The organism is Chryseobacterium sp. VAUSW3, from assembly GCF_002205795.1.
GTDB classification, from domain to species: Bacteria; Bacteroidota; Bacteroidia; order Flavobacteriales; family Weeksellaceae; genus Kaistella; species Kaistella yananensis.
On record NZ_NIUY01000002.1, the window covers coordinates 496,665 to 519,142 of the forward strand.

A 22,478-nucleotide genomic window follows, 5' to 3' on the forward strand; every position below is an offset into this window, starting at 1 on the left:
CTGAAACAGTTTCGGGATTTTATTTTTATTCTGTATCACTGTTATAATTCACCGTGGCGTACAAATCCAATCTGCGGTCTGTCATTGTCCGCACAGCGCCATAATGATGCAGTTCTTTCAGTAGATTCAGATCTACATCTACAATCAGTGTGGTTTCTGTATTCGCGGTAGCTTCACCTTTAATAGCATTAGACGGAAAAGCAAAATCCGAAGGCGTAAAAACCGCCGCCTGGCCAAACTGGATATCCATATTATTTACACCCGGCAAATTCCCGACACACCCGGCGATTGCAACATAGCATTCATTTTCTATAGCTCTTGCCGCCGCGCAGTGACGAACGCGGGTGTAGGCATTTTGGGTATCGGTTAAATAAGGAACAAATAAAATTTTCATCCCCTGATCTGCTAAAATCCTTGGCAGTTCCGGAAATTCCACATCATAACAGATAACCAATCCCACTTTTCCACAATCGGTGTCGATGACTTTGATCTCGTTGCCGCCTTTCATCCCGTAATATTTTTTCTCATTGGGTGTGATGTGAATTTTTCTGTGTTCATCAATTTTTCCGTCACGGTGAAGCAGGTAGCTGATGTTGTAAAGTTCACCATCTTCTACAATTGGCATACTTCCGCCAACGATATTAATGTTGTAACCGATGGCAAATTCCGAAAGTTTTTGTTTGATTTCTTCTGTTAATTCAGCGAGTTTGAACATACTTTCACGTTCCGACAGATGATTGAAAGGAGCAAGTAAAGGTGTGTTGAAAAGTTCCGGGAACATGATGAAATCCGATTTATAATCTGCCATCACATTCACGAAAAACTCTACCTGCTCAAAAAACGCATCCAGATTTTTAAAATGCCTCATCTGCCACTGAACCAAACCCAGACGAATGACAGAATCCTGCATTGTATTGGGCTTTTTGCTGTAATAAATGTTGTTCCACTGAAGTAACACCGCGTTTTGTTCAGAATGCTGATCTTCCGGTAAATAGTTTTTGAGAATTCTTACCGGCAGAAAATTATTGGCGAGTTGAAAACTTAACACCGGATCATAAATTTCTTTATTTCTTACTTTCTGGATATAGGCTCTTGGCGAAAGTTCCGAACTGTACAGGTGATAATTCGGGATTCTGCCGCCAACCATTATCGATTTTAAGTTGAGGGTTTCGCAAAGTTCTTTTCTTACATCATAAAGTCTTCTGGCAAGCCGAAGTTTTCTAAATTCGGGATCTACAAAAACTTCAATTCCGTACAAAACATTTCCGGTTTCCGAATGGGTGTTAAAGGTGTAATTTCCTGTGATTTCTTTGTATGTATGATCGTCGCCGTACAGCTCGTACTGTACGATGAGTGATAGTGCAACCGCCGCAATTTTGCCATCCACAGTAATGCAAATCTGTCCGTCACGGAAAATCCGGATCAGCTTTTGGATGCTTTTTTTAGACCAAATGTTTTCCGACATTGCCGGATAGGCTTTCTGCATGGTTTCTTTAAGCTCATCATAATCTTCAATGGCCAGTTTTCTGATGTCTATCTGCATATATTTTATGTTTTTTGAATTAAAATTTTCTGATCAAACAATTAGTCCGGACGAATGGTCGGCAGTGCTTCCCGTTGCAGAGCAAAGTACATTGATTTCGTTATTCATCCTCAAAACTCCCATGAATGCGAAAATAAGCGCTTCTTTGAAATCGATGAGTTCAGGTGCAGGGATTTTTATTTCCGTTGATGATTTGGTTTTAATACGCTCAATTAAATAAGTGTTGTAGGTACCGCCACCTGTAAACAAAACGTTTTTAAACTGATATTGATTAAAAACCTGAGCAATTTGCCCGGATGCATGTTCGGTGAATGTTGCCAGAATATTCTCCGGCGTTTCATTTTCCAGCAAAGGAATGATGTTTTTGTTTACCCATTCGATTCCTAAAGATTTGGGATGTTTCGCTGAGTAAAATTCAAGCGAATTTAATGAAGCTAAAATCTTTTCGTTCACCTGACCGTTTCTTGCAATATTTCCGTTTTCATCGTAATTTTTCCCGAGAACGGTGGCGTATTTGTTGAGAACAATATTTACCGGGCAAATATCAAAGGCGATTCTTTTTCCTTCTTGTTTGGTAGAAATATTCGAAAATCCGCCAATATTAAGGCAAGCGTCGAATTCAGAAAAAAGCAGTTCATCACCAATCGGTACGAGCGGCGCGCCGTTACCTCCCATAAGCACATCCTGGCTACGGAAATCGTACACAGTTGGAATATTATTTAAAATCTTAATTGCCCTTCCATCACCAATCTGTAAAGTAAATTTGCGTTGTGGCTGATGGAAAACTGTGTGACCGTGAGATGCAATTAAATCGATTTCCGTTAATGAATTTTTGGAGATAAATTCCTTTACTTTTTGACCAAGATAGAAGCCATAATCAGCATTCAGGGCTAATAATTCATCAGGTTTTAAGTGAATTGCACTGTTGAGTTTTTCTGCCCAATCAGAAGGATAGGGTAGTGTCTCGGCATGAAGAATACTGTAGTTCCATTCGGAATTAAGGTGCTGAAATTTGGCAAAACAAATATCAAGTCCATCGAGGCTTGTTCCCGACATTAACCCGATTGTGTGAAAGGTCATAAGAAAAGATTTTTTCGAATTTACGAAAATTATCTTCCTTTTTCGGGGATTTTTTTTGCGTTAATGTTGCCGGAATTGTTGTAGAAGGTATATTCGGAGAAATCGTCCTTAGCTTTCATACCGTTTGCGCCTACAAGTGTGGAGCCATCTTTATCGGTAACATATACTGTATCCGAAGTATAAATCAGTCTTTTATTCTGATCCCAAAATACCGACTGCATTGCGAACATCTGATTTTCGTTCGTAGTTATTCTTACATTTCCTTTGGCCTCGTAAAACTTCTTTTTTTCATTGAATTTGGCAAAATTCGCTTTTATTTTTCCGGGCTCTTTCGGTTTTTTCTTGTCGTAAAAAAGAATATTGATTCCTTTTCTTGCTACAATATAGGGCGAGTCAATAAATTCGAATTTCTCGATAAGTGGTGCGGTAGCACGTAATTTGATCATTCCCGAATCACGCTGCACAATATTGGCGTTGTTGATGATCTGCGAAGGGAAGTTGGTATTGTTGTTTTTATTAATCGCCGTTAAATCTTCATCACATGAAATTAAACCAAAAAATATAGCACAACCCAGTAGGGCGGCTATATTTTTATAGAATATTTTAAGAAGAAAATTCATTTCTTAATCATAAAGACGTTTATTAAACCATTTATCGGCGAAATTTAGTCCGATTCTCAGGTTTACAAAATTCTGGCGAATCATATTATTTTCCAGCGTTCCTCTTTTTCCGATTTCCAAACCAAGGTCGATACCACTCATTCTGGCTGCGCTCCGGTTTTCGAAAGGCAAACTAACACCTCCTGTTATAGCAAACTGATTGATATTGGTTCCGTTGAATGATAGATTTCCTTTTTCGTAATAAGCTCCGTAACGGTAAGTTACTCTCGAGAAATAATTTCTGAAGTTATTGAAGTTTGGCAGATACCAACCTCCGGCTGCAATTCTGTAAGAATTTTGGTTCGTGAAAGGCTGTCCTAAAAACTGAATCGTTTCGCCCTTTTTATAGTCAACCTGCGTTCCAACAAACCATTTCGCATCGCGGCCGTAACCGGCACCGAACGAAAATTCCATTGGAATAAGGTTTTTATCTGTACTGAAATCCTCGTCAATAATGCTAATATTTTCTTTTTGATTTCCTGTACTGTAATAATAGGTGCTGTTGGTATAATTGGTTTCCATTTCACCGGTGTTCCCGAAGGTGTAAGTTGCCCCTAACGTAAGTTTTCTGTCGGTACCAAATTTTTTCTGATACGCAGATCCCAGTGTGAAATTGAAGGTTTTAATCTTATTTTTGGTTTCGTACCCATTGATCAACTCCGCGTTGGAATAGGTGAGTTCATTAATATCATATAAGTTTCCGAAGTAGAAATTTGTTCTGAATCCTAAACCAAGTTCGGGAGAAATCTGATAAGATAATGCGGCCTGAACCGTACTTAATGTACCCTCACCACGGAAGATATTTGCCCTTTTTACCTCATTCTCCAAATCTTCCTGAATGAGGACAGAATATTTTTTGGAACTGTAAGGCTGGTAACCCATTCCAAATTTTACTTTTGGCGATAAAGGGAAAGCAATAGCAATATTAGAGAGATAAGAAGAATGTTTGGTAACATTCGAATTGTCGTAATCGGATTTGAAAAAATTATTTTCGTTGGTTCCCTCAACTTTTATGGTGGTAAGTTCTAAATTTTTATTTGCACCAGGATTGGCAAAATTAAAATTATTATTGAAATCCCAGATATAAGCAGTAGAAATGCCACCCATCGCATTCACATCAGTGGTGTTATCGTATTTCACATCCCCGATTCCGAAGGCAGCGTAAGGAGAATTACCAATCGTTTGAGCATTCAGGAAAAATCCTGCTGCTGCGAGTGGTAATACAAAAAATCTTTTCATTCTCTATTTTTAAAAATAATGCGCAAATATCTTAAATAATACTGAATTGAGGAAATTTACTTTGGTTAAAGTTTGTTAAGGGGTACTACTGGCAACGAAACAGAAATTCAGTTCATTGAAATATTTGGTGAAGAACCTCATTACGGTAAAAATATTTCTTCAAGACCAATGTTTTAATACAGCCCGGCAGTCGGGATGTGAATCAAAATTTTTTATCTTTGAAAAATGAATTGGGAACAGATCGTAGGCCAGGAAAACCTTAAAAAACTCCTGAGAGACAGCATTGCAAGCAACAGGGTAAGTCATGCTCAGCTTTTCATCGGCAAAGAAGGATACGGAACTTTGCCACTTGCAATGGCTTTTGCAAAGGAAATTTTCAGAAAAGAAAACGAACACTCATCCTCCAAGGTAGAACATCTTAATCATTTGGATTTACATTTCAGTTTTCCTGTGTTTAAAGAAAAAAGCAGCGGACTTTCCGATAATTTCCTTGAAAGTTTCAGGGAAATGATTCTTGCCAATCCTTACTCAAACAATGAAGACTGGACGAAAATTCTGGAGTCCGAGAACAAGCAACTGACTATTTATGCAGATGAAGTTGATGAACTGAACAAAAAATTCGCGCTGAAAAGTTTTGAAGGCGGAAGCAAAATCCTTATCGTTTGGCAGGCAGATAAGATGAATGTTTCTGCAGCCAACAAATTCCTGAAGTTTCTGGAAGAACCACCAAAAGACACGTTGATTATTTTAACGGCCGAAAACATCGATTTTATTTTACCCACAATTCTATCGAGAACCCAGTTGGTTGAAATTCCCAGAATTGAAGATCCGGACATCGAGAATTTCCTGAAAAACAATTACAAAATTGAAGAGGAAAAGTTGAAAGAAACAGTGTTTCAGGCTCAGGGAGACTGGAACATTGCGCAGAAAATTCTTCTTTCAGAAAATGGTGATACCGAATTCGAAGAGCTTTTCGTAATGTGGGTCAGGGAGGCATTTCAGGTGAAAAAGAAACCTGAGTTTTTGAAAAACATCGTTTTTTGGGGACGTAATATTGCAGGCTGGAACCGCGAAAAGCAGAAAAGTTTTCTGGATTACTGTTCCGAAATGTTTCGCCTCGCCCTTCTTCAGAATTATGGAAACGAAACTTTGGTTTACAAAAAAATAGATTCCGGAGGTTTTAAATGGGATAGTTTTTCCCGATTTATTCACGGTGCCAATATTGAAGCGATTCTCACCGAAATTTCTGAGGCAGATTATCATCTGGAACGTAATGCCAACTCTAAACTGGTCTGGACGGATTTAGGGATAAAACTTTCGCGATATATCCACAAAACTCCTTAGTACTACATTTAAAATTCGGAAATATGTAATGAATAAAGCAGAGTAAATTTCTCTGCTTTATCAAAAAAACACATTGAGAAATAATAAAATTCTCATCCAAATAAAAACATCATTCCCAGTCCGGCATTTCTGCATTTGTGAATAAAGTGGTTCTCGTATTATCCTGTAAAGTAATTTTTAAAACATTTTTCACAGATATACCGTCATTCGAAGTGTTTGTGAAAATTACCTCGGCATCGTTAGGAGAAAATCGTGGATCCAAATCATTGCTGCCATCGGGTTTTTCGCTTTGCTCAGAAATATCGAGTATTGTATCGGTCTGCATATTATAAATAAAAAGGTGGGTATTGAGCTGTCTGTAATTATCATCCTGATGTCCGGAAACATCGTAAGTGTAAAGTAAAAGGTTACCGTCTACTGAAAAGTTTAGGCCACCCGCTGCACCAGGAACGTTTTCGAGAATTGTTTTAATTGTATTTCCAAGCAAATCAATTATAAAGATTTTTACATTATAGCCGTTGGGATCATTTGTTTTTAAGGCAATTTTACTTCCGTCATAACTCCATTCACATTCGGTAATAAAACTTCCGTCTGGTGTGGTGTAAACCAGTTCCAGCCCGCTGCCATCTTTATTTATTCTGTAAAGTTTAGAAAAACTAGGGTACACAAATTCTTTTCCATTAGTCCTCCAGGAATAATCGAGTTCAGTATTGCTAAATCCAGCTACCGGAATTGTAGTTACTTTAAAAACTTCCGATCCATCAGGCTTCGTCGTGAATATATGGGTGTTTCCACCTTCAGTACGTAAAAAAGAAATAAGGCCCGCATTGTTATTTTTTCGAGGCCGCCAACTATTGAATGCAGCATCGGTTAAGTTATAGTTTGCGCCGTTATCGTCACTGGAAATAATGATAAGATTTCCGTTCTCTTTCCTTACAAAATGATATCTGTTTTGCGGCACCTTGTTGGTTGTAAATTTAAATACAGCACTATACACATCACTATGGATTCCATCATTCACGGCGACCTGCCAAAAATAACTTACACCATATTTCAGATCTTTAAGTGTGTACGTTGTTTCCTTCAAATCATTTATTTCAATTACATTAGTATTTAAATTATTCTTTACGATCAGTTTGTACTTCAGAACATCCAGCGAATCCGGATCTGTTGATTTCCAAGATAACTGAACGGTAAGAGGCTGATCCTGGGCGTTATCTGAAGGACTCAAAAGTTCAGGAACCGAAGGAGCTGTATTTAATGATTCATCATCATCCATTTCGAATGCCAGGGTTACAAGCTGACCGCTGTTCTTAAGATTCGCAGACTGAAAATTGTTGAGATATCCCGAAATCTCTGCTTTCACCGAATAATCACCGATAGGTACGTCTGTAATTTCAAAACTCCCATCTGCTCCCGTAAAAACAGTATTTGTAGATGGGGAAGTAGTAATTTTTGCGTTTTTTAAAGGATCGTTGGTTCCTCTTCGAACTACTTTACCTTTAATGGTGCCGGTCTGTACCTGATCTACTATTTCTTCTTTGCATGAAAACAAAGTGAGTGACAATAAACTGATGAGTACAAATGTATATAACGCTTTCATAATTTATTAGTTTTATTTATTACCGAAATAGTAATTAAGACCAAGACCGATTCTCATAATATTATCGTTCTGTTTTCCACTGACCAAACCATCCAGTTTATCACGGAATCCATAATCATACTGATAGTACAGTCTTGTTGAAAAATTATCACTGATAATATAATCTATACCTCCGCCCAGATTAGCTTTATAAAATGGTTTATATTCCGAAAATAAAGCTCCTACACCCGCATAAACAAACGGCGTAAACTTGAACTGAGGAAAAAACATATACTGTAAATTGAGTTCCGGTCCCACAAAGTTTCTATTGAGTACTGCAGTATTTTTAATTTTAATATTGTTTATGCTGGCTTCAAGACTGAAATTATCGTTTAAGGCCATGCTGATGCCAATTTTACTGCCCAATTTATTTTCGGCATTTTTATAGTCTCCGTTAATTTGCTGACTTTCTACAGATGCTGAAACTGATATTGCTTTTCTAATTGAATTTTTCACCTTATTTCCCAACAGCCTTTGATTATTGAGTTCGTTTTCTGCGGTGTAAGTGCTTATCAAATGATTTACGGCAGGATCTTTTTTATCAACAGCATTCCCCCAAATATCATTCTGTACCCCTTCAATAATCAGGGTTTTTACCGCTTTTTCAATGGCTTCAGTTACTGCAAGCTGTATGGGTTCGTTTTGTGTAAATCCCACTTCGGATTCTAGCAGTCGTTCCGTATCTATATATTTAAAAAAATTACCGCTAACTCCTGTGGAAAGTATATTTTTGGAGACATACACCGTTTTAAGAATTTCACCGTTTAAAGTTGATACTGCTCTCAGATAAACTGTAATCCTGTCCTGTCTGTATTGTGTAGATCCGCCAATTCCGAAGTACCGCGCTCCAATACCGCCTGTCATTACATTACTGTCGTAAGAAATAATTCCGCCTTCAAGCAAAACGCCGGCAAAAAGCAGTGGAGGGAGCGTCTGTACGTTTTTATCACTTTCTTTTGAATATTCCTGGCGGGTGGAGCGTATGATTTGTCTTTCATTGAGAAGATTTGCGATATTTTCTCTTTCGATGGGAATAAACCATTTGCTGTCTTCCAAAGCTTTTATAAGAATTGTTGTAGTGCCCTGTGGAACGGCTGTACTCCAGTTATTTCCCATCTCCGAAGGTTTATACTGGCCTGTTTGGTCTCTGAATTTATAAACTCCGACTACGATTTTTTCCTTAGGCGGTGGAATCTGCTTTAACTCGGAAGTTAAATTGGTAACTTCTCCCAGCGTTGATTTTTCTCCATTTGCAGGTAAGTTAAAAATTGTACTGCAACTTTGAAGAGAGAAAAAAAGCAGGAAAAACAAAATATTGTTCCTTACAGAATGGGTAATTATTTTCATAGCGGTATTTTATCTTGGAATAATGATTTGAGATTGCTCACCAGTCTGGGTATCGAGAATATTGATAACCAAACCTTGTGATGCCTCCGAAACATCAAGAAAAAGAGAACCGAACATGTATTTTCCTGGTGCAATGCCTCCGTTTCCGAATTTGTCATCGATAAGTTTTCCTGTAAGCTGACTTAGAAGTTGGCGGTTCAGGCTTTGTGTGAAGCTGTCCATCGAGTTGAAATCATCCAGTAAATTGCCAAATTTATTATCACCGTCATCAAACTGATTTTGGGCATTTGCAGAGCTGAGTAACCACTGGTAATTGAATGTATCACCGCCAAAAGCCGGATTAATGGGTTTATAAACTATTTGTTGCGCAGATATGCCTGAAACAGCAAAAAATAGAAGTATGATTACATAATTTTTCATGGCTGGCTTTTTTAGTATCTGAATTCATTTCTAATCAAACTTTTTTTTCTGTTGTAATCCAGAATTATTTTTACACTTAAAGTTGCCTGTTCCGTAAGATAATCTTCACTTGGATTTGCAATAAAGCTGTATAAGGTTCTATCTTCTAACCCTATAGAAATCTGGCTTCCCCTTCCCATAGTTGGCGTTTCATCGATGGTAATTACACTGCTTATTTTCTCCGGCAATTTCGAATATTCAAGGTAAAAAAGGTCGTAGAAATCTTTACCTGCTTTTGTCTTGGTTTGATCTATAGTAATACCTTTTAATTCAAAGATTTCATTTTCATTGATATTCGTGATTTTATCCTGAAACATATTAGCGTTAATCTCTAAACTGTCTTTAGATACAGGCTTGTCAGTTTCCTCTTCTTTTATGAATAAAAAAACCTTTAATGCATCATTTTTTTGAATGTTAACACTCATCTGACTAAGGGTTTTGGTTTCATCCGGTTTTAATGTGAACTTGCCTGACTGCTTGTTGTTCGAAAGATTACCGGATTTACTTTTTTTAATAGAAACAAAAAGATAGTTAAGTTCTCGATAGGCGGTTGTGTGGTTACTTGCTGTAGCCTTTAGTGTTAGTTGTCCTTCAATAAAATTACTTTCGATTTTTGATGATATTTCACTTTTTTCTTGTTGTGCTTTTATTTGTTGAATAGAACACACAAGAAGAAAAAAAAATATAGGTGTTAGAATTTTCATCTTTAAGAATTAATAGTTTCTCATGTATATCGTCATATTATCTCCCTTTACATGTAACTGCATTTTCTCAGAAATACTGTTGCTTCCTACCACATCAATAATATTATTATTTCCCTGTGTCGTAATAACAGCGCTTGCACGTGTCTTTTCGAAAACATTATTGAAATTAAGATAATTGTAATCTCCTAATTGTAAGGTTGAGAGATTGGTGTTGCTGTTGGCATATATTTCCGCAAAATTGTGAGTACCATATTGCACAGTTGTAACCTCATAGTTTTTAGTCGAAATAGAGTTATCCTGTATTTGGGCAACAATAGCCATAGCATTCTTGCTGTTGATATTCTCAAAAGAAAACTGTTGGCCTGTTACAACTAAAAGGCACATCAGCAGATTTACAGACAATATTTTTGCTAAAGTATTCATGGTTAGGAAGATAAAATTAGTTATTACCCGTGATTTACATATCCCTGCTATTTGTTAGTTTTGTTTATAACAGTTTTCAGGTAGTGCTAAGGGTTATTTAACCCGGAACTTTTAACGTTAAAAAGTTACGGAAAGAAAATAGGGGAACCTGATGATTCCCCTATAATTAAGAATGTAAACAAATTAGTTAGATTGTAAACTAACCAGTGTATTACTGTTTCCGATTTGAGTTCCTACATGTAAATGATTATTACCGGATTGTCCAACAAATGTATAGTTGTCATTACCTAGCTGTAAATCCATTGCGGTGTTGTCATTTCCACTTTGCCATTGGAACAGCGTATTATCATTTCCCACTTGCATTCCCATGTTGGTATTGTCGTTACCCACTTGCCATGAATCTGCATAATTATTATCACCTAGCTGTAAATGAGTCGCATTGTTATCGTTACCATCTTGTGTTTGCCAAATATAATTGTCTGATCCCAATTGTGTTGCAGCAGCGTCATTTCGGTTGCCCCACTGTTCTTGTCTTACTACATTGTCAAAACCTACCTGAAGCGACGTGGCTATATTTCTGTTACCGATTTGCTCTTGGTCTGAAAGGTTACCCATACCCAACTGTATTGTACTGGCATCATTTCGATTACCATCCTGGTATTGATAAGCTTCATTAAATGCACCGGATTGATCAGATGAAACGGTATTCCTATTCCCAATTTGCATTTGTTCAGTATAATTCAATAGACCTAGCTGTGAAGTTGAGGCCGAGTTTCTGTTACCGTGCTGCTCAACATCATTAATGTTCATAATTCCTACTTGGTCAACATCTATATTGTTTCTGTTACCATCACTCAACGCAAAATTCATGTTACCTGCTCCCACCTGATCAATGGTAGCAATGTTACGGTTTCCGTCCTGGGTAAGTAAATTAAGGTTTACTAAACCTGTTTGGGTAACATAGCCCTCATTTAAATTCCCTACTTGGGTTGATACATCAATATTCCCTTGAGAATATCCGAATCCGAAAGTCATAAGTGTAATAACACTTGCAAATAATTTTTTCATGGTTAAAAAATTTTATTGGTTAGTTTGTGAGACAAATGTAGAATGATTAGAAAATAAAAAAATCACCTATTCAAATGAAAATTAAAATATCACCATAAACAATGATTTGTGAGGTGATTACACCTATTACATTTATATCTTTAATATATCAAATTAATAATACCAGTTAAAAAACCAGGAAACTTTTTTGGTTTACTAGTTTCCATCGTTGTATATTTGCAGCAAAATTATCATCAATGGATAAAAAATTTCTGGAAAAAGTAGTGGAGCTCTTCATCGATAACGGTGCAAAGACGCTTACTATGGATGATATTGCAAAAGAGTTCGGAATGTCGAAAAAAACACTTTATCAGAAGTATGCAAATAAAGAAGCACTTTTGGAAGATGTTCTCGCATTTAAACTCGAAGAAGTCATCGTAAAACTTAATGAACTCGATGTTCAGGTAGAAAATGCGGTAGAACGTATGTTCTGTCGTGATGAACATATTGAAAGGGCGGTACAGTCTAATAATTCGCTTCTTATTCGGCAACTCATCAAATATTATCCTGCCATTTTCAACAAACATATGATGGATTTCGCTGAAAAATTTTCGGAAGTAATGGTTCATAATATTGAAAGAGGCCGCCAACAGGGCTATTACCGTGAAGATTTCAATGCAACCATTTATGCGAAATTATTCTTTCAGCTTGCAATGTCCTACGACAGCTCACCGTTCCTGGACACCTCAATAATTGACAGAACCGAATACAACAACGAAGCATTTATGTTTTACATGAACGCAATTACAACCGAAAAAGGAAAAGAACAATTAAAAAAATATAACAATTTAAAATAATGAAGAAGATAATTTTAAGTTTCATCCTGTGTGGAGGCCTCGTCTTTGGTCAGGAAACTAAAGTGCTCACCCTTCCTGAAGCCATTTCCTACGCACTGCAGCATAAAGCAGAGGCTGAGAAAGCAAGGCTGAACATACGGAAAGGAGACGCACAGATTGCCGAAGTAAAGGCCAATGCTTATCCGAATATAAGTTTCAACAGCAGTACGGCATACAATCCGCTATTGCAGGAAACGGTTTTGCCAGGCGAAATGTTTGGCGCTCCGGGACAGCAGGTAAAAGTTTCTTTCGGACAGAAATGGACCTCCAGCAACATGGTACAGCTTACCCAAAACCTTTTTAACCAATCGGTTTTTGTGGGATTGAAAGCGGCAAAATCTACAAAAGAATTTTACCTTATTAATGCCCAGCTTACTGAAGAACAAATTATCGAAAAAGTGGCAAACGCATATTTTCAGGTTTATCAGGCAGATCAAATGCTTAAGAATGCCGAAAGCAACCTCTCAATCACGAACCAAACCATTAAAATCATTAAAGGTTTATACGATGCAGGCTTAGCCAGAAAAATCGATTACGACAGGGTAGTGGTTGCAAGAAATAATGTGAGTTCAGGAGTTCAGCAACTTGAAAACACTGTGGATCTTACAGAAAATGCTTTGAAATTTATGATTGGGATGCCCATGTCCCAGGAAATTACGTTGCCTGAACAGACTTTTGAACCTGCATTACTTCCGGACCGAACAGCCGATTTATCAGAAAGAACCGAAATCAAACTCATGAATAAGCAGCTCGAACTGCTCGAATGGCAAAAAAAAGCTTCTGAAGCCGAATTTTATCCTACCGCAGCCCTCAGCGCTAATTACGGATTCCTTGGGCAAGGACAAAAAATGCCTTTGTGGAACGGCAAAGATGATGGCGTTTATTGGTCGGATATGGCATCCATTGCGCTCAATATTCGAGTTCCTATTTTCAACGGTTTCGCGACAAAATCAAGGGTTGAACTGAACAAAATTGAAATTGAAAAAGCCCAGGCAGATTTAAGAGAAACACAACTTGGATTAGATCTTGAACATAAAAATGCGATTACTAATCTGGAGAATAACATGACCATGATCGGCATGCAGGAAGAAAACGTAAAGCTGGCCGAAAACGTGCTCTCCAATACAAGAAGCAATTACCAGCACGGTCTCGCTACACTTAATGATATTTTGGATGCGGAGCGCGATCTCACCGAAGCAAAAAATAATCTTACAAAAGCAAAACTCGATTACAAACTTGCAGAAATCGACCTGCTGAAATCTCAAGGTAAACTAAAAACTTTAAACGATATTAATTAATAAACTATGAAAAAAAATACCATCATTACAATATTGGCCATCCTCGGGATTGGTGTGGCTTTTTTCTTTATCCTTCAGCGCAACAAAAAAAGCAACGAAGAGAAAGTGGCTGTGGTAGCAGAGAAAAATAAGGACGTAGCAGTTCGTACCGCCATTGTAAAAACCGAAGATGTAAGCGGAGAATTTTCTGTTAACGGAACTTTCCTTCCAAACCGCCAGGCGCAGATCTCCGCAGAAATGGGCGGGCAGCTTATCGCTCTTTACGTTAAAGAAGGAAGTTATGTAAGAGCCGGACAAAGTATCGGAAGACTTGCCGGTGAAAAACTGAATGTTAATGTTTCAGGTGCAAAAGCAAATCTGGATAATGCAATTATGGCCCTAAACCGTTATGAACAGGCTTATAAAACCGGTGGAGTTACTGCTTTGCAGCTTGATCAGGCAAGACTTCAGGTTAAAAACGCCAGAACTCAGTTACAGTCTGCAAACCTTCAGTCGGGCGATACCAATGTGGTTTCAAAAGTAAGCGGAATCGTAAACCAGAAATTTGTAGAAGTTGGAACTGTTGTTGGTGCCGGAACTCCTATTGTTGAAGTTGTAGATATTTCATCGGTTAAACTTAAGGTAGATGTAGATCAGTCTATGGTCAGCCAGCTTTCAGTAGGAAATACAGTAAAAGTTCAGCCTGATGTGATTGAAGGAGCGATTGACGGAAGAATCACATTTATTGCACCATCAGCTTCCGGCGCATTAAAATTCCCGGTAGAAATTACAGTACCGAACAGTTTTAATAAACTGAAAGCAGGAATGTACGGAACCGCAATATTCAACAGAAGTGGTGCAACCAACGTACTTACCATTCCACGTGATGCTTTTGTGGGAAGTGTAAGTGATAATCAGGTATTTGTTGTAAGAAACAATATCGCCTATCTCACAAAGATTAAAGGAGGTGTAAACTACGGCGACCGTGTAGAAGTTATCAGTGGTTTGAAGGCTGGTGACGAAGTTGTAACCAGCGGCCAGATTAACCTGACAGATAAAACTCCTATCCGTAAACTTAAGTAATAATCGGTAAAAATAAATAAATGAAATTAGCAGAAGTATCGATTAAGAGACCCAGTTTGGTCATCGTAATGCTTGCATTACTGATCATTGGTGGACTCTTCAGCTATACCCAGCTCAATTACGAGCTTATTCCAAAATTCGAAGTAAAGGTAGTAACCGTTGCCACAGTATATCCAGGTGCATCGCCGGCAGAGGTAGAAAATACAGTTTCCAGAAAAATAGAAGACGCGGTTTCGGCTTTGGAAGGCGTAAAGAAAATTCAGTCCAAATCATACGAAAGTCTTTCGGTAGTTATTATTCAGTTTAATAATGATGCCGATGTGGATTTTGCTTTGAATGAAGCCCAGCGAAAGATTAACGCAATCCGTTCCGATCTTCCAGAAGACATCGATGAACCTTCGCTTACCCAGTTCTCGCTTTCGGATATGCCGATCGTAAGAATGGGGGTAACCGGTAATTTGACTGAGAATGAACTCTACGAACTCATTGACCAAAGAATTCAGCCTGAATTTTCTAGGATTCCCGGCGTATCAAAAGTAGACATCATCGGTGGACAGGAACGCGAAATCCGCATCAACCTTAATCAGGAAAAACTTGAAGGTTACGGACTTACCATCCCCGAAGTTCAGCAGATGATCACCATGTCAAACCTCGATTTCCCTACGGGAAGTTTGAAGACCCGTGAAAACAGCACACTCATCCGTCTGGCAGGGAAAATTACATCAGTTGAAGAACTCAGAAATCTTACCATTTCTTCAAAAAATGGTCAGAACATCCGCCTTTCCGACATTGCTGAAGTTCAGGACACGCAGAAGGTAGCAGATAAAATTGCCCGTATCAATCAGGAAAATACCATGATGCTCCAGGTACAGAAGCAGACTGATGCCAATGCGGTAGAGGTAAGTGAACTGGTGCAGATGAAAATCGCCCAGATTCAAGAGCAGTACAAAGACCGTAACATCAAAATTGCAATAGCCAGTGATACTTCCATATTTACCCTTGAAGCGGCGAATGCTGTAATCAAAGATTTATTGATTGCTATTGGGCTTGTGGCGTTTGTAATGATGTTCTTCTTACACAGTTTCAGAAACGCGCTTATTGTAATGGTGGCGATTCCAACATCGCTTATTGCAACATTTATTGGGATGTATATTCTGGGTTACAGTTTGAACCTTATGAGTTTGCTAGGGCTTTCCCTTGTGGTAGGTATTCTTGTGGATGACGCGATTGTAGTTATCGAGAATATTCACCGCCACATGGAGATGGGCAAGAATAAAGTGCGTGCATCTTATGACGGAGCAAAAGAAATTGGTTTTACCGTTACTGCCATTACCTTGGTAATTGTAGTGGTATTTCTTCCGATAGCGATGAGTTCCGGTTTGGTTTCAGATATTATTTCCCAATTTTGTGTTACGGTGATTATCGCAACATTGCTTTCATTGTTAGTATCTTTTACCGTTGTACCTTGGCTTTTCTCACGTTATGGAAAGCTGGAAGTTATTGACAATAAATCTTTCTTTGGTAAAATACTTGAAAAATTCGAGGACGGACTTACCTGGTTTACCCACAGAATTGAAGGAATCCTGAAATGGAGTTTAGTAAACAAACTGAAAACTTTTGGGATTACCGTTATTTTATTTGTTAGTGCAATTGCATTGGCAGTAATGGGTTACATCGGCTCCGATTTCTTCCCGGGAACTGATAAAGGAGAATTCCTCGTACAGATTGAAATGCCGAAAGATACTTCTCTTGAAGAAACCAACTTTATCACGCAGGATGCAGAAAAATATCTTGCGCAAAAACCTGAAATCGTAAAGATGATTACCTCGGTAGGTCAGGTGAGTGGAGGTATGGGCGCAATGCAGTCTACCAACTATAAATCTGAAATCAGTCTTGAATTGGTGCCTAAATCTGAAAGAGAAGATGATACCAAAGTATATGCTGCCAAGCTGAAACGTGAACTGGAAAAAGTATTGGTCGGCGCTAAAGTTACAACGGTACCCGTCGGTTTTATGGGTGCAGAAGAGGCGCCGCTTCAAATGACAGTAACCGGAACCACCCTGGAAGACGCAATGTCTTATGCAAAAACTGCCGAAGCGCAACTGCATAAAATTGACGGTGCCTCTGAAATAAAACTGAGTGTAGAAGAAGGAAATCCGGAAATTTCAGTTACGGTAGACCGTGATAAAATGACATCTCTTGGGTTGAATGTTGCTACAGTAGGACAAACGCTGCGAACCGCTTTCAGTGGAAATACCGACAATAAATTCCGTACCGGAAATAATGAATATGATATCAATATCATCCTGGATGAAGCCAACCGTACAAGTATTGATGACGTGCGGAATATCAACTTTGTTAATAAAGATGGTTTCAGAATTCAGTTATCGCAGTTTGCAGACATCAACTTTACTTCCGGCCCGGCGTTGCTTGAGCGTTATGACCGTTCACCTTCAGTTACCGTTCAGGCACAGACTGTAGGAAAAACAACCGGAGCCGTAGCTGCCGAATGGGAAGCAAAAATGGCTGAAGTTAAAAAACCTGCCGGTGTAAACTGGGTTTGGGGCGGTAATATGGAGAACCAAAGCGAAGGTTTCGGAACGTTGGGAGTAGCTTTACTGGCTGCGATTATGCTTGTTTACATGATTATGGTGGTACTTTACGATGACTTTCTGAAACCGTTTATCGTACTGTTCTCAATTCCGTTATCATTTATCGGAGCACTTTGGGCACTGGCATTAACCAACCAGAGTTTAAATATCTTTACGATCCTTGGTATTATTATGCTTATCGGTCTTGTAGCGAAGAATGCTATATTACTCGTAGACTTTGCCAACCACAGACTCGATAAAGGCGAAACCATTGAGAACGCGCTGATTCAGGCTAACCATGCAAGGTTAAGACCGATTCTTATGACAACCATTGCGATGGTTTTCGGTATGCTTCCAATTGCGTTGGCTTCCGGTGCTGCTGCGGAAATGAATAATGGTCTGGCGATCGTTATCATTGGTGGTCTAATTTCATCGCTTTTCCTTACGCTGATCATTGTACCTGTGGTATATCTGATTGTTGTAAAACTGGAATACCGTTTTTCTAAGAAGGAAAAAACAAACTACGAGGAGGAAATGGTGGCTGATTACGAGCACATCCATCCAGAACAGGAAATTGATTTTTAATCAACAACTTTTCTAAATAAAAAAATCCCTGAAGTTATTTCAGGGATTTTTTTATTATTTAAATATTTAATTATATCGCAGCATTGATTTTTCTTTGAGATAGACTCAAAAACCTGTAAACAAGCAAAGCTGCTGATACAGTCAGACCAAGACCAAGGGCAATCCACATGCCGAAAGCGCCCATCTTTAACGGAACACAAAGTACATAGCCCAACGGAATTGCAATAAGCCAGTAGGCGATAAAGGTGATGATTGATGGGATTTTCACGTCCTGTATTCCCCGGAGACTTCCCAGAGCCACCACCTGAATACCATCTGAAAGTTGGAACAGTGCAGCGATAATCATGAGTTTTGCAGCAAGCTGAACCACATCTACATCTTCAGGTTTCGTAAAGAATGTGGGCAGAATGTGTCTTCCGATGATAAAAAACAAACCACAAACAAACATAAAAATAAATACGAGTTTCAGGTTATTAATGCCTATATTTTTTAATCCCACATAGTCCCTTTCTCCTAATTTTCGGCCAATCAAAACGGTTGATGCCACGCTGAATCCGACACAGAGATTAAAGGTAAATGATGCCATTGAGAGTGCAATCTGGTGTGATGCAATGTCTTTTGCCGATACCAGACCACAGATGAAAGCAGCACCCGCAAATGCTGTAACTTCAAAAAACATCTGCAACGCAGTAGGAAATCCTATTTTCAGCATTTTTCTGAACATTTCTTTGGAAAATTCTGCGATTTTTAAAGAAAATGCTTTGATGTATCTTCTTGTTTTTTCCTCTTTCAGCAATACATAGTAAAGAAATACCATCATAAAAATTCTTGCAATTAAACTGGCTAAGGCAGAACCTTTTACGCCCATCGGAGGAAATCCGAACATTCCTTTTATGAAAACATAATTCAAACCAACATTAATAACGTTTGCAATAATGGTAGCTTTGGTAACACCGATTGTATACGACAAACCCTCGGAAACTTCACGCAGTGTCTGGAAAACCATGAACGGTAGGATGCTTATCGTCATAATGCTGAGAAAACCTATCGTGTCAGGAATAATTTCTTCCGGCTGATCCATGTGATAGAGGAGAGGCATGGCAGCATAGAGAAGTATCATCAGCAATAAACCAATGCCGATATTAATGACAAATCCATGGCGGAATACAGAATTGATGACGCTGTGCTTTTCCTGCGAATGTGCCTCAGAAACCAATGGCGGAATAGCAAATGAAAATCCCAGCGCAAATACGAAAATCGAGAAAAACACAGCATTTCCCAGGGAAACCGATGCCAGAGCCTGCGCACCCAGAAGTTTACCGACAATAATATTATCGAATAAATTAACCGAAACCTGGCCCACCTGTGTAATCATTACCGGAAGCGCCAGTGTGAGACACGCTTTGGTGTATTGCTTATTGAGAAATTTCATAAAAAAAATTTGCAGCAAAAATACTGCAAACTTCCTGGTTTATTTACTTAATGTTATTATTTCCTTACAAAATTCTCAACATCCTCTGCCGAAACCGGATTTGAGCCTAAGATAATGAGCCGTTCTACTACGTTACGGAGCTCCCGGATATTACCGGTCCAACTGAAATTCTCGAGGGCTGCAATGGCTTTCTCATCAAAAGTTTTTTGTGCGGTTCCGTGTTCCTCAGAGATAATTTTTGAAAAATGTTCAACCAACAGTCGAATATCTTCTTTTCGTTCATCCAGCGGTGGAACATAAATTTCAATAACCGAAAGCCTGTGATAAAGGTCTTCTCTGAACTTTCCGGCTTCAATTTCGGCTTTCATATTTTTATTGGTGGCCGCCAAAACTCTAACGTCAACCTTAATCTCTTTATCGCTGCCAACAGGCGAAACTTTGCTTTCCTGCAGTGCACGAAGTACTTTTGCCTGTGCAACAAGACTCATGTCACCAATTTCATCAAGAAATATAGTTCCGTTATTGGCAAGTTCAAATTTCCCCTGCTTATCTTTAATTGCTCCCGTAAAACTTCCTTTCACATGACCGAAAAGTTCAGACTCGATAAGTTCCGAAGGAATTGCGGCGCAATTTACTTCAATCATTGGTCCTTTACTTCGGTCACTTTGCGCATGGATGGAGTGGGCTACAAGTTCTTTTCCGGCTCCGTTTGGTCCTGTAATTAAAACCCTGGCATCGGAGGTGGCTACTTTTTCAATCATGTCCTGAATTTTCTTCAGGGCAGCAGACTGACCGATCATCTGGTATTTTTTATTGACTTTCTTTTTTAAAGTCGTGTTTTCTACTTTAAGAACCTGGTTGGTTCTGGTGAGGTTTCTTTTGTCTAAAGCATTTTTTACACTCGTAATAAGGCGGTTAATGTCAATTGGTTTCGATATAAAATCATAAGCACCTTCTTTCAGACAATCTACCGCAGTATCGATGTCTGCATGTCCGGAAATCATTACAAAAGTAGTGTCGGGTTTTAACTGTAAAGCCTGTTTCAACAGTTCAGTACCCGAAACTTTAGGCATTTTAATATCGGAAACCACCAAAGCGAAATCTTCTTTCTCAATATGCTTTAATCCCTCCAGCCCGTCTTCGGCAATTACAAATTCGTAATCCGGCAGTTCATCGGAAAGGATACTTTGAAGTACGCCAGAAATGGCTTTTTCATCTTCAACAATTAAGATTTTTTGCATTAATAAAAATTTATGGATTTAATAAAATTCAGTTTTAGAATTTGCAGAATATGTAGCAATAAACGTACCTAAAACGAATTAGAGGTCATATTGTCTTTGTCCGAAAATGGCAGACCCTATTCGTACAGAATTTGCTCCACAAGTGATGGCGAGTGGGTAATCGTCGCTCATTCCCATTGATAAAATTTTTAATGGTTTTTGCAGACACATTTTATCGAAAATTTGTTTTAGGAAAGTGAATTCTTTCATCACTTGGTCTTTATTATCGGTGAACGTCGCCATTCCCATTAAACCCTCTATTTCTATGTTTGGATAATTACCATTCAACCAATCTGTGAAAAGTTCTTTGGCTTCATGAATTTCTAAACCGAATTTAGATTCTTCTTCTGCTATTTTCACCTGAAGCAGAACCTTAATTTTCCTGTTATGCTTGGCTGCCTGTCGGTCGATTTCTTCCAATAGTTTAGCTGAATCTACACTTTGTATTGTATCAATAAAATCTGCAATATATTTTACTTTATTGGTTTGGAGATGACCGATAAGATGCCATTGAATATCCTTTGGAAGCAGCGGTTGCTTTTCACGCAGTTCCTGTACTTTATTTTCACCGAATATACGCTGGCCAAGACTATAAACCTCCATTATTTTTTCTGCAGGATGAGTTTTTGATACCGCAACTAGCTGTACATCATCTGGTAAATTGTTTTTAATTCTTTGATAATTGGTGTTGATTTCTTTAGAAGACATGAGGTTTTTTGCATAATCAGTAAAAAAGGGTGTTTTTACTGTATTTCGTAATCAAATATAAAGTATTTTTGGTTAAAATAAAAATTATGAAAAAAAAAATCTATACTTTCGGTGGGTTGCTGTGTGTGCTGTCAACGGTTGTTTTAGCAGGTTGTAATCAGGCAAATAAGCAGGAAAATTCCGGCGAAGGTAAGCTAGAAGTGACCCAGACAGAAGTTACCAGCAGTTACCAGAAAAAAATGATTGATAAAGATCTCATGTTGAAACTGGATTCGACTTACTCCGCAAACAACTACAGGTATATCAACGAAAAACGTAGTAAGAACAACCCAGATTCCCGTGAATTTTGGTATACTTTAGAAGATCTGGAAGGCTATATCGCTTTTGCAAAAAAAGAAGCCGAAAGCAAAAATCAGAAGGTAACAGGAATAAAAATAAAAATGGGACAATATCCTGAAAAAGGTGATTTTGATTCCCGGTTAGACTCCAAACTCTATGGATATCAGACTGTTTATTTAATTCCGACGGTAATTTCTGCTGATAAGGAAGAATCTTCTACAAAACAAAGTTCATCAATGAAAGGTGAAGAAATCGAAGGCGTTCCAGGTATGGACTTTTCTTCGGCAAACCCTCCTTACTAGACCAATGCTATGGAAATTAACAGGTTGTATTTAACCGGTGCTTTACTGGTTATTTATTTTATTATTATTATTTTATTAATCATTAGAAGAAAACATTTGGGGCCGCACATCTGGTATTTTATTATATCCATGATTTTTGTATTCCTATCAGAATTATTCGCGACCATCGGTAAAATAATGTATGGAGAACAATATAATTCCACACCATTTATGTCCGGAGGAGTAATTATTTGTTCTTTAAGTACGGTTCTCATCTATTACTATAAAATTCTCGAAAAGCGGCGTTCGAAGAACATACAGTTAGGAATTGTCTGTTTAAATTTTCTGAATATTATATTGTCAGTAATATTTATAGATGATTTCTTTTTATTTCTTCCTTATATAACATACTTTATCACAATATTTCTGCTTTTGCTTTCCATTACGCTTTTTTTCTTTGAAACATTTAATTCCGAGAAAATATTTAACATTATAACCTATTATCCTTTCTGGATTTCC

Annotated in this window: 19 protein-coding genes; 6 read left to right on the forward strand and 13 right to left on the reverse strand. The window is 38.2% G+C overall.

The features are described 5' to 3' along the window. Positions 1 to 25: 25 nt before the first annotated feature. The 4 genes from CDW55_RS07550 to CDW55_RS07565 are packed head-to-tail and all read right to left on the reverse strand — an operon-like array spanning position 26 to position 4,521. Positions 26 to 1,543: a carbon-nitrogen hydrolase family protein gene (locus CDW55_RS07550; RefSeq protein WP_088469144.1), complete on the reverse strand. Its 1,518-nt coding sequence runs from the start codon at positions 1,541 to 1,543 to the stop codon at positions 26 to 28. Between the two features lie 33 nt (positions 1,544 to 1,576). After that, on the reverse strand, positions 1,577 to 2,623 hold the full coding sequence (locus CDW55_RS07555) for an anhydro-N-acetylmuramic acid kinase (protein WP_088469145.1): 1,047 nt from the start codon (positions 2,621 to 2,623) through the stop codon (positions 1,577 to 1,579). A 29-nt stretch (positions 2,624 to 2,652) separates the two neighbouring features. Next, positions 2,653 to 3,243: an LPS export ABC transporter periplasmic protein LptC gene (lptC, locus tag CDW55_RS07560; RefSeq protein ID WP_088469146.1), complete on the reverse strand. Its 591-nt coding sequence runs from the start codon at positions 3,241 to 3,243 to the stop codon at positions 2,653 to 2,655. A gap of 3 nt (positions 3,244 to 3,246) precedes the next feature. Next, positions 3,247 to 4,521 (reverse strand): hypothetical protein, encoded by a 1,275-nt coding sequence (locus tag CDW55_RS07565; protein WP_088469147.1) that lies wholly within the window; start codon positions 4,519 to 4,521, stop codon positions 3,247 to 3,249. Between the two features lie 225 nt (positions 4,522 to 4,746). Here CDW55_RS07565 and CDW55_RS07570 point away from each other — a divergent pair, with 225 nt between their 5' ends. Next, positions 4,747 to 5,865, forward strand: a complete 1,119-nt coding sequence (locus tag CDW55_RS07570) for an ATP-binding protein (RefSeq protein WP_088469148.1) — start codon at positions 4,747 to 4,749, stop codon at positions 5,863 to 5,865. A gap of 109 nt (positions 5,866 to 5,974) precedes the next feature. On the opposite strand, the gene CDW55_RS07575 is transcribed toward CDW55_RS07570, so the two are convergent. From CDW55_RS07575 to CDW55_RS07600, 6 genes are all read right to left on the reverse strand, one after another. Further along, on the reverse strand, positions 5,975 to 7,468 hold the full coding sequence (locus CDW55_RS07575) for a carboxypeptidase regulatory-like domain-containing protein (protein ID WP_088469149.1): 1,494 nt from the start codon (positions 7,466 to 7,468) through the stop codon (positions 5,975 to 5,977). A 12-nt stretch (positions 7,469 to 7,480) separates the two neighbouring features. Then, a complete protein-coding gene (locus tag CDW55_RS07580) occupies positions 7,481 to 8,854 on the reverse strand; it encodes a CsgG/HfaB family protein (RefSeq protein ID WP_088469150.1) in 1,374 nt (457 codons plus the stop codon). 9 nt (positions 8,855 to 8,863) lie between these two features. Next, complete coding sequence (locus CDW55_RS07585; protein ID WP_088469151.1) at positions 8,864 to 9,274, reverse strand: curli production assembly/transport component CsgF; 411 nt, start codon at positions 9,272 to 9,274, stop codon at positions 8,864 to 8,866. An 11-nt stretch (positions 9,275 to 9,285) separates the two neighbouring features. Then, positions 9,286 to 10,017 (reverse strand): curli production assembly/transport protein CsgE, encoded by a 732-nt coding sequence (locus CDW55_RS07590; RefSeq protein ID WP_228399623.1) that lies wholly within the window; start codon positions 10,015 to 10,017, stop codon positions 9,286 to 9,288. A gap of 9 nt (positions 10,018 to 10,026) precedes the next feature. Next, positions 10,027 to 10,440 carry a hypothetical protein gene (locus tag CDW55_RS07595; RefSeq protein WP_088469152.1) on the reverse strand — a complete coding sequence of 138 codons (414 nt, stop codon included), beginning with the start codon at positions 10,438 to 10,440 and terminating at the stop codon, positions 10,027 to 10,029. 183 nt (positions 10,441 to 10,623) lie between these two features. Then, complete coding sequence (locus tag CDW55_RS07600; RefSeq protein WP_088469153.1) at positions 10,624 to 11,508, reverse strand: hypothetical protein; 885 nt, start codon at positions 11,506 to 11,508, stop codon at positions 10,624 to 10,626. Positions 11,509 to 11,744: 236 nt separating this feature from the next. On the opposite strand from CDW55_RS07600, the gene CDW55_RS07605 reads away from it, so the two are divergent. Genes CDW55_RS07605 through CDW55_RS07620 form a run of 4 tightly spaced genes read left to right on the forward strand, consistent with a single transcriptional unit; the run spans position 11,745 to position 17,919 of the window. After that, a complete protein-coding gene (locus CDW55_RS07605) occupies positions 11,745 to 12,344 on the forward strand; it encodes a TetR/AcrR family transcriptional regulator (protein ID WP_088469154.1) in 600 nt (199 codons plus the stop codon). Continuing rightward, positions 12,344 to 13,681: a TolC family protein gene (locus CDW55_RS07610; protein WP_088469155.1), complete on the forward strand. Its 1,338-nt coding sequence runs from the start codon at positions 12,344 to 12,346 to the stop codon at positions 13,679 to 13,681. Before CDW55_RS07605 ends, CDW55_RS07610 begins: the two co-directional genes overlap by 1 nt. 6 nt (positions 13,682 to 13,687) lie before the next feature. Beyond that, a complete protein-coding gene (locus tag CDW55_RS07615; RefSeq protein ID WP_088469156.1) occupies positions 13,688 to 14,743 on the forward strand; it encodes an efflux RND transporter periplasmic adaptor subunit in 1,056 nt (351 codons plus the stop codon). Positions 14,744 to 14,763: 20 nt separating this feature from the next. Further along, positions 14,764 to 17,919 carry an efflux RND transporter permease subunit gene (locus CDW55_RS07620; protein WP_088469157.1) on the forward strand — a complete coding sequence of 1,052 codons (3,156 nt, stop codon included), beginning with the start codon at positions 14,764 to 14,766 and terminating at the stop codon, positions 17,917 to 17,919. A 70-nt stretch (positions 17,920 to 17,989) separates the two neighbouring features. On the opposite strand, the gene CDW55_RS07625 is transcribed toward CDW55_RS07620, so the two are convergent. The 3 genes from CDW55_RS07625 to CDW55_RS07635 form a co-directional block, all read right to left on the reverse strand. Then, positions 17,990 to 19,351, reverse strand: a complete 1,362-nt coding sequence (locus CDW55_RS07625) for an MATE family efflux transporter (protein ID WP_088469158.1) — start codon at positions 19,349 to 19,351, stop codon at positions 17,990 to 17,992. Between the two features lie 56 nt (positions 19,352 to 19,407). Continuing rightward, positions 19,408 to 20,592 carry a sigma-54-dependent transcriptional regulator gene (locus CDW55_RS07630; protein ID WP_088469159.1) on the reverse strand — a complete coding sequence of 395 codons (1,185 nt, stop codon included), beginning with the start codon at positions 20,590 to 20,592 and terminating at the stop codon, positions 19,408 to 19,410. Positions 20,593 to 20,670: 78 nt separating this feature from the next. After that, positions 20,671 to 21,339 (reverse strand): YggS family pyridoxal phosphate-dependent enzyme, encoded by a 669-nt coding sequence (locus CDW55_RS07635; protein ID WP_088469160.1) that lies wholly within the window; start codon positions 21,337 to 21,339, stop codon positions 20,671 to 20,673. Between the two features lie 86 nt (positions 21,340 to 21,425). Here CDW55_RS07635 and CDW55_RS07640 point away from each other — a divergent pair, with 86 nt between their 5' ends. Then, the gene (locus CDW55_RS07640; RefSeq protein ID WP_143332942.1) at positions 21,426 to 21,980 is read left to right on the forward strand and encodes a hypothetical protein; all 555 of its coding nucleotides are present in this window, start codon (positions 21,426 to 21,428) and stop codon (positions 21,978 to 21,980) included. Positions 21,981 to 22,478: the final 498 nt, after the last annotated feature.

Bases quoted from the DNA above. Each gene is read 5' to 3' on its own strand.
- CDW55_RS07585 (WP_088469151.1), bottom strand. From the start codon at position 9,274: ATGAAAAATTATGTAATCATACTTCTATTTTTTGCTGTTTCAGGCATA.
- CDW55_RS07620 (WP_088469157.1), top strand. From the start codon at position 14,764: ATGAAATTAGCAGAAGTATCGATTAAGAGACCCAGTTTGGTCATCGTA.
- CDW55_RS07565 (WP_088469147.1), bottom strand. From the start codon at position 4,521: ATGAAAAGATTTTTTGTATTACCACTCGCAGCAGCAGGATTTTTCCTG.
- CDW55_RS07640 (WP_143332942.1), top strand. From the start codon at position 21,426: ATGAAAAAAAAAATCTATACTTTCGGTGGGTTGCTGTGTGTGCTGTCA.
- CDW55_RS07600 (WP_088469153.1), bottom strand. From the start codon at position 11,508: ATGAAAAAATTATTTGCAAGTGTTATTACACTTATGACTTTCGGATTC.
- CDW55_RS07570 (WP_088469148.1), top strand. From the start codon at position 4,747: ATGAATTGGGAACAGATCGTAGGCCAGGAAAACCTTAAAAAACTCCTG.
- CDW55_RS07605 (WP_088469154.1), top strand. From the start codon at position 11,745: ATGGATAAAAAATTTCTGGAAAAAGTAGTGGAGCTCTTCATCGATAAC.
- CDW55_RS07615 (WP_088469156.1), top strand. From the start codon at position 13,688: ATGAAAAAAAATACCATCATTACAATATTGGCCATCCTCGGGATTGGT.
- CDW55_RS07610 (WP_088469155.1), top strand. From the start codon at position 12,344: ATGAAGAAGATAATTTTAAGTTTCATCCTGTGTGGAGGCCTCGTCTTT.
- CDW55_RS07575 (WP_088469149.1), bottom strand. From the start codon at position 7,468: ATGAAAGCGTTATATACATTTGTACTCATCAGTTTATTGTCACTCACT.
- CDW55_RS07635 (WP_088469160.1), bottom strand. From the start codon at position 21,339: ATGTCTTCTAAAGAAATCAACACCAATTATCAAAGAATTAAAAACAAT.
- CDW55_RS07590 (WP_228399623.1), bottom strand. From the start codon at position 10,017: ATGAAAATTCTAACACCTATATTTTTTTTTCTTCTTGTGTGTTCTATT.
- CDW55_RS07580 (WP_088469150.1), bottom strand. From the start codon at position 8,854: ATGAAAATAATTACCCATTCTGTAAGGAACAATATTTTGTTTTTCCTG.
- CDW55_RS07630 (WP_088469159.1), bottom strand. From the start codon at position 20,592: ATGCAAAAAATCTTAATTGTTGAAGATGAAAAAGCCATTTCTGGCGTA.
- CDW55_RS07625 (WP_088469158.1), bottom strand. From the start codon at position 19,351: ATGAAATTTCTCAATAAGCAATACACCAAAGCGTGTCTCACACTGGCG.
- CDW55_RS07550 (WP_088469144.1), bottom strand. From the start codon at position 1,543: ATGCAGATAGACATCAGAAAACTGGCCATTGAAGATTATGATGAGCTT.
- CDW55_RS07595 (WP_088469152.1), bottom strand. From the start codon at position 10,440: ATGAATACTTTAGCAAAAATATTGTCTGTAAATCTGCTGATGTGCCTT.
- lptC (WP_088469146.1), bottom strand. From the start codon at position 3,243: ATGAATTTTCTTCTTAAAATATTCTATAAAAATATAGCCGCCCTACTG.
- CDW55_RS07555 (WP_088469145.1), bottom strand. From the start codon at position 2,623: ATGACCTTTCACACAATCGGGTTAATGTCGGGAACAAGCCTCGATGGA.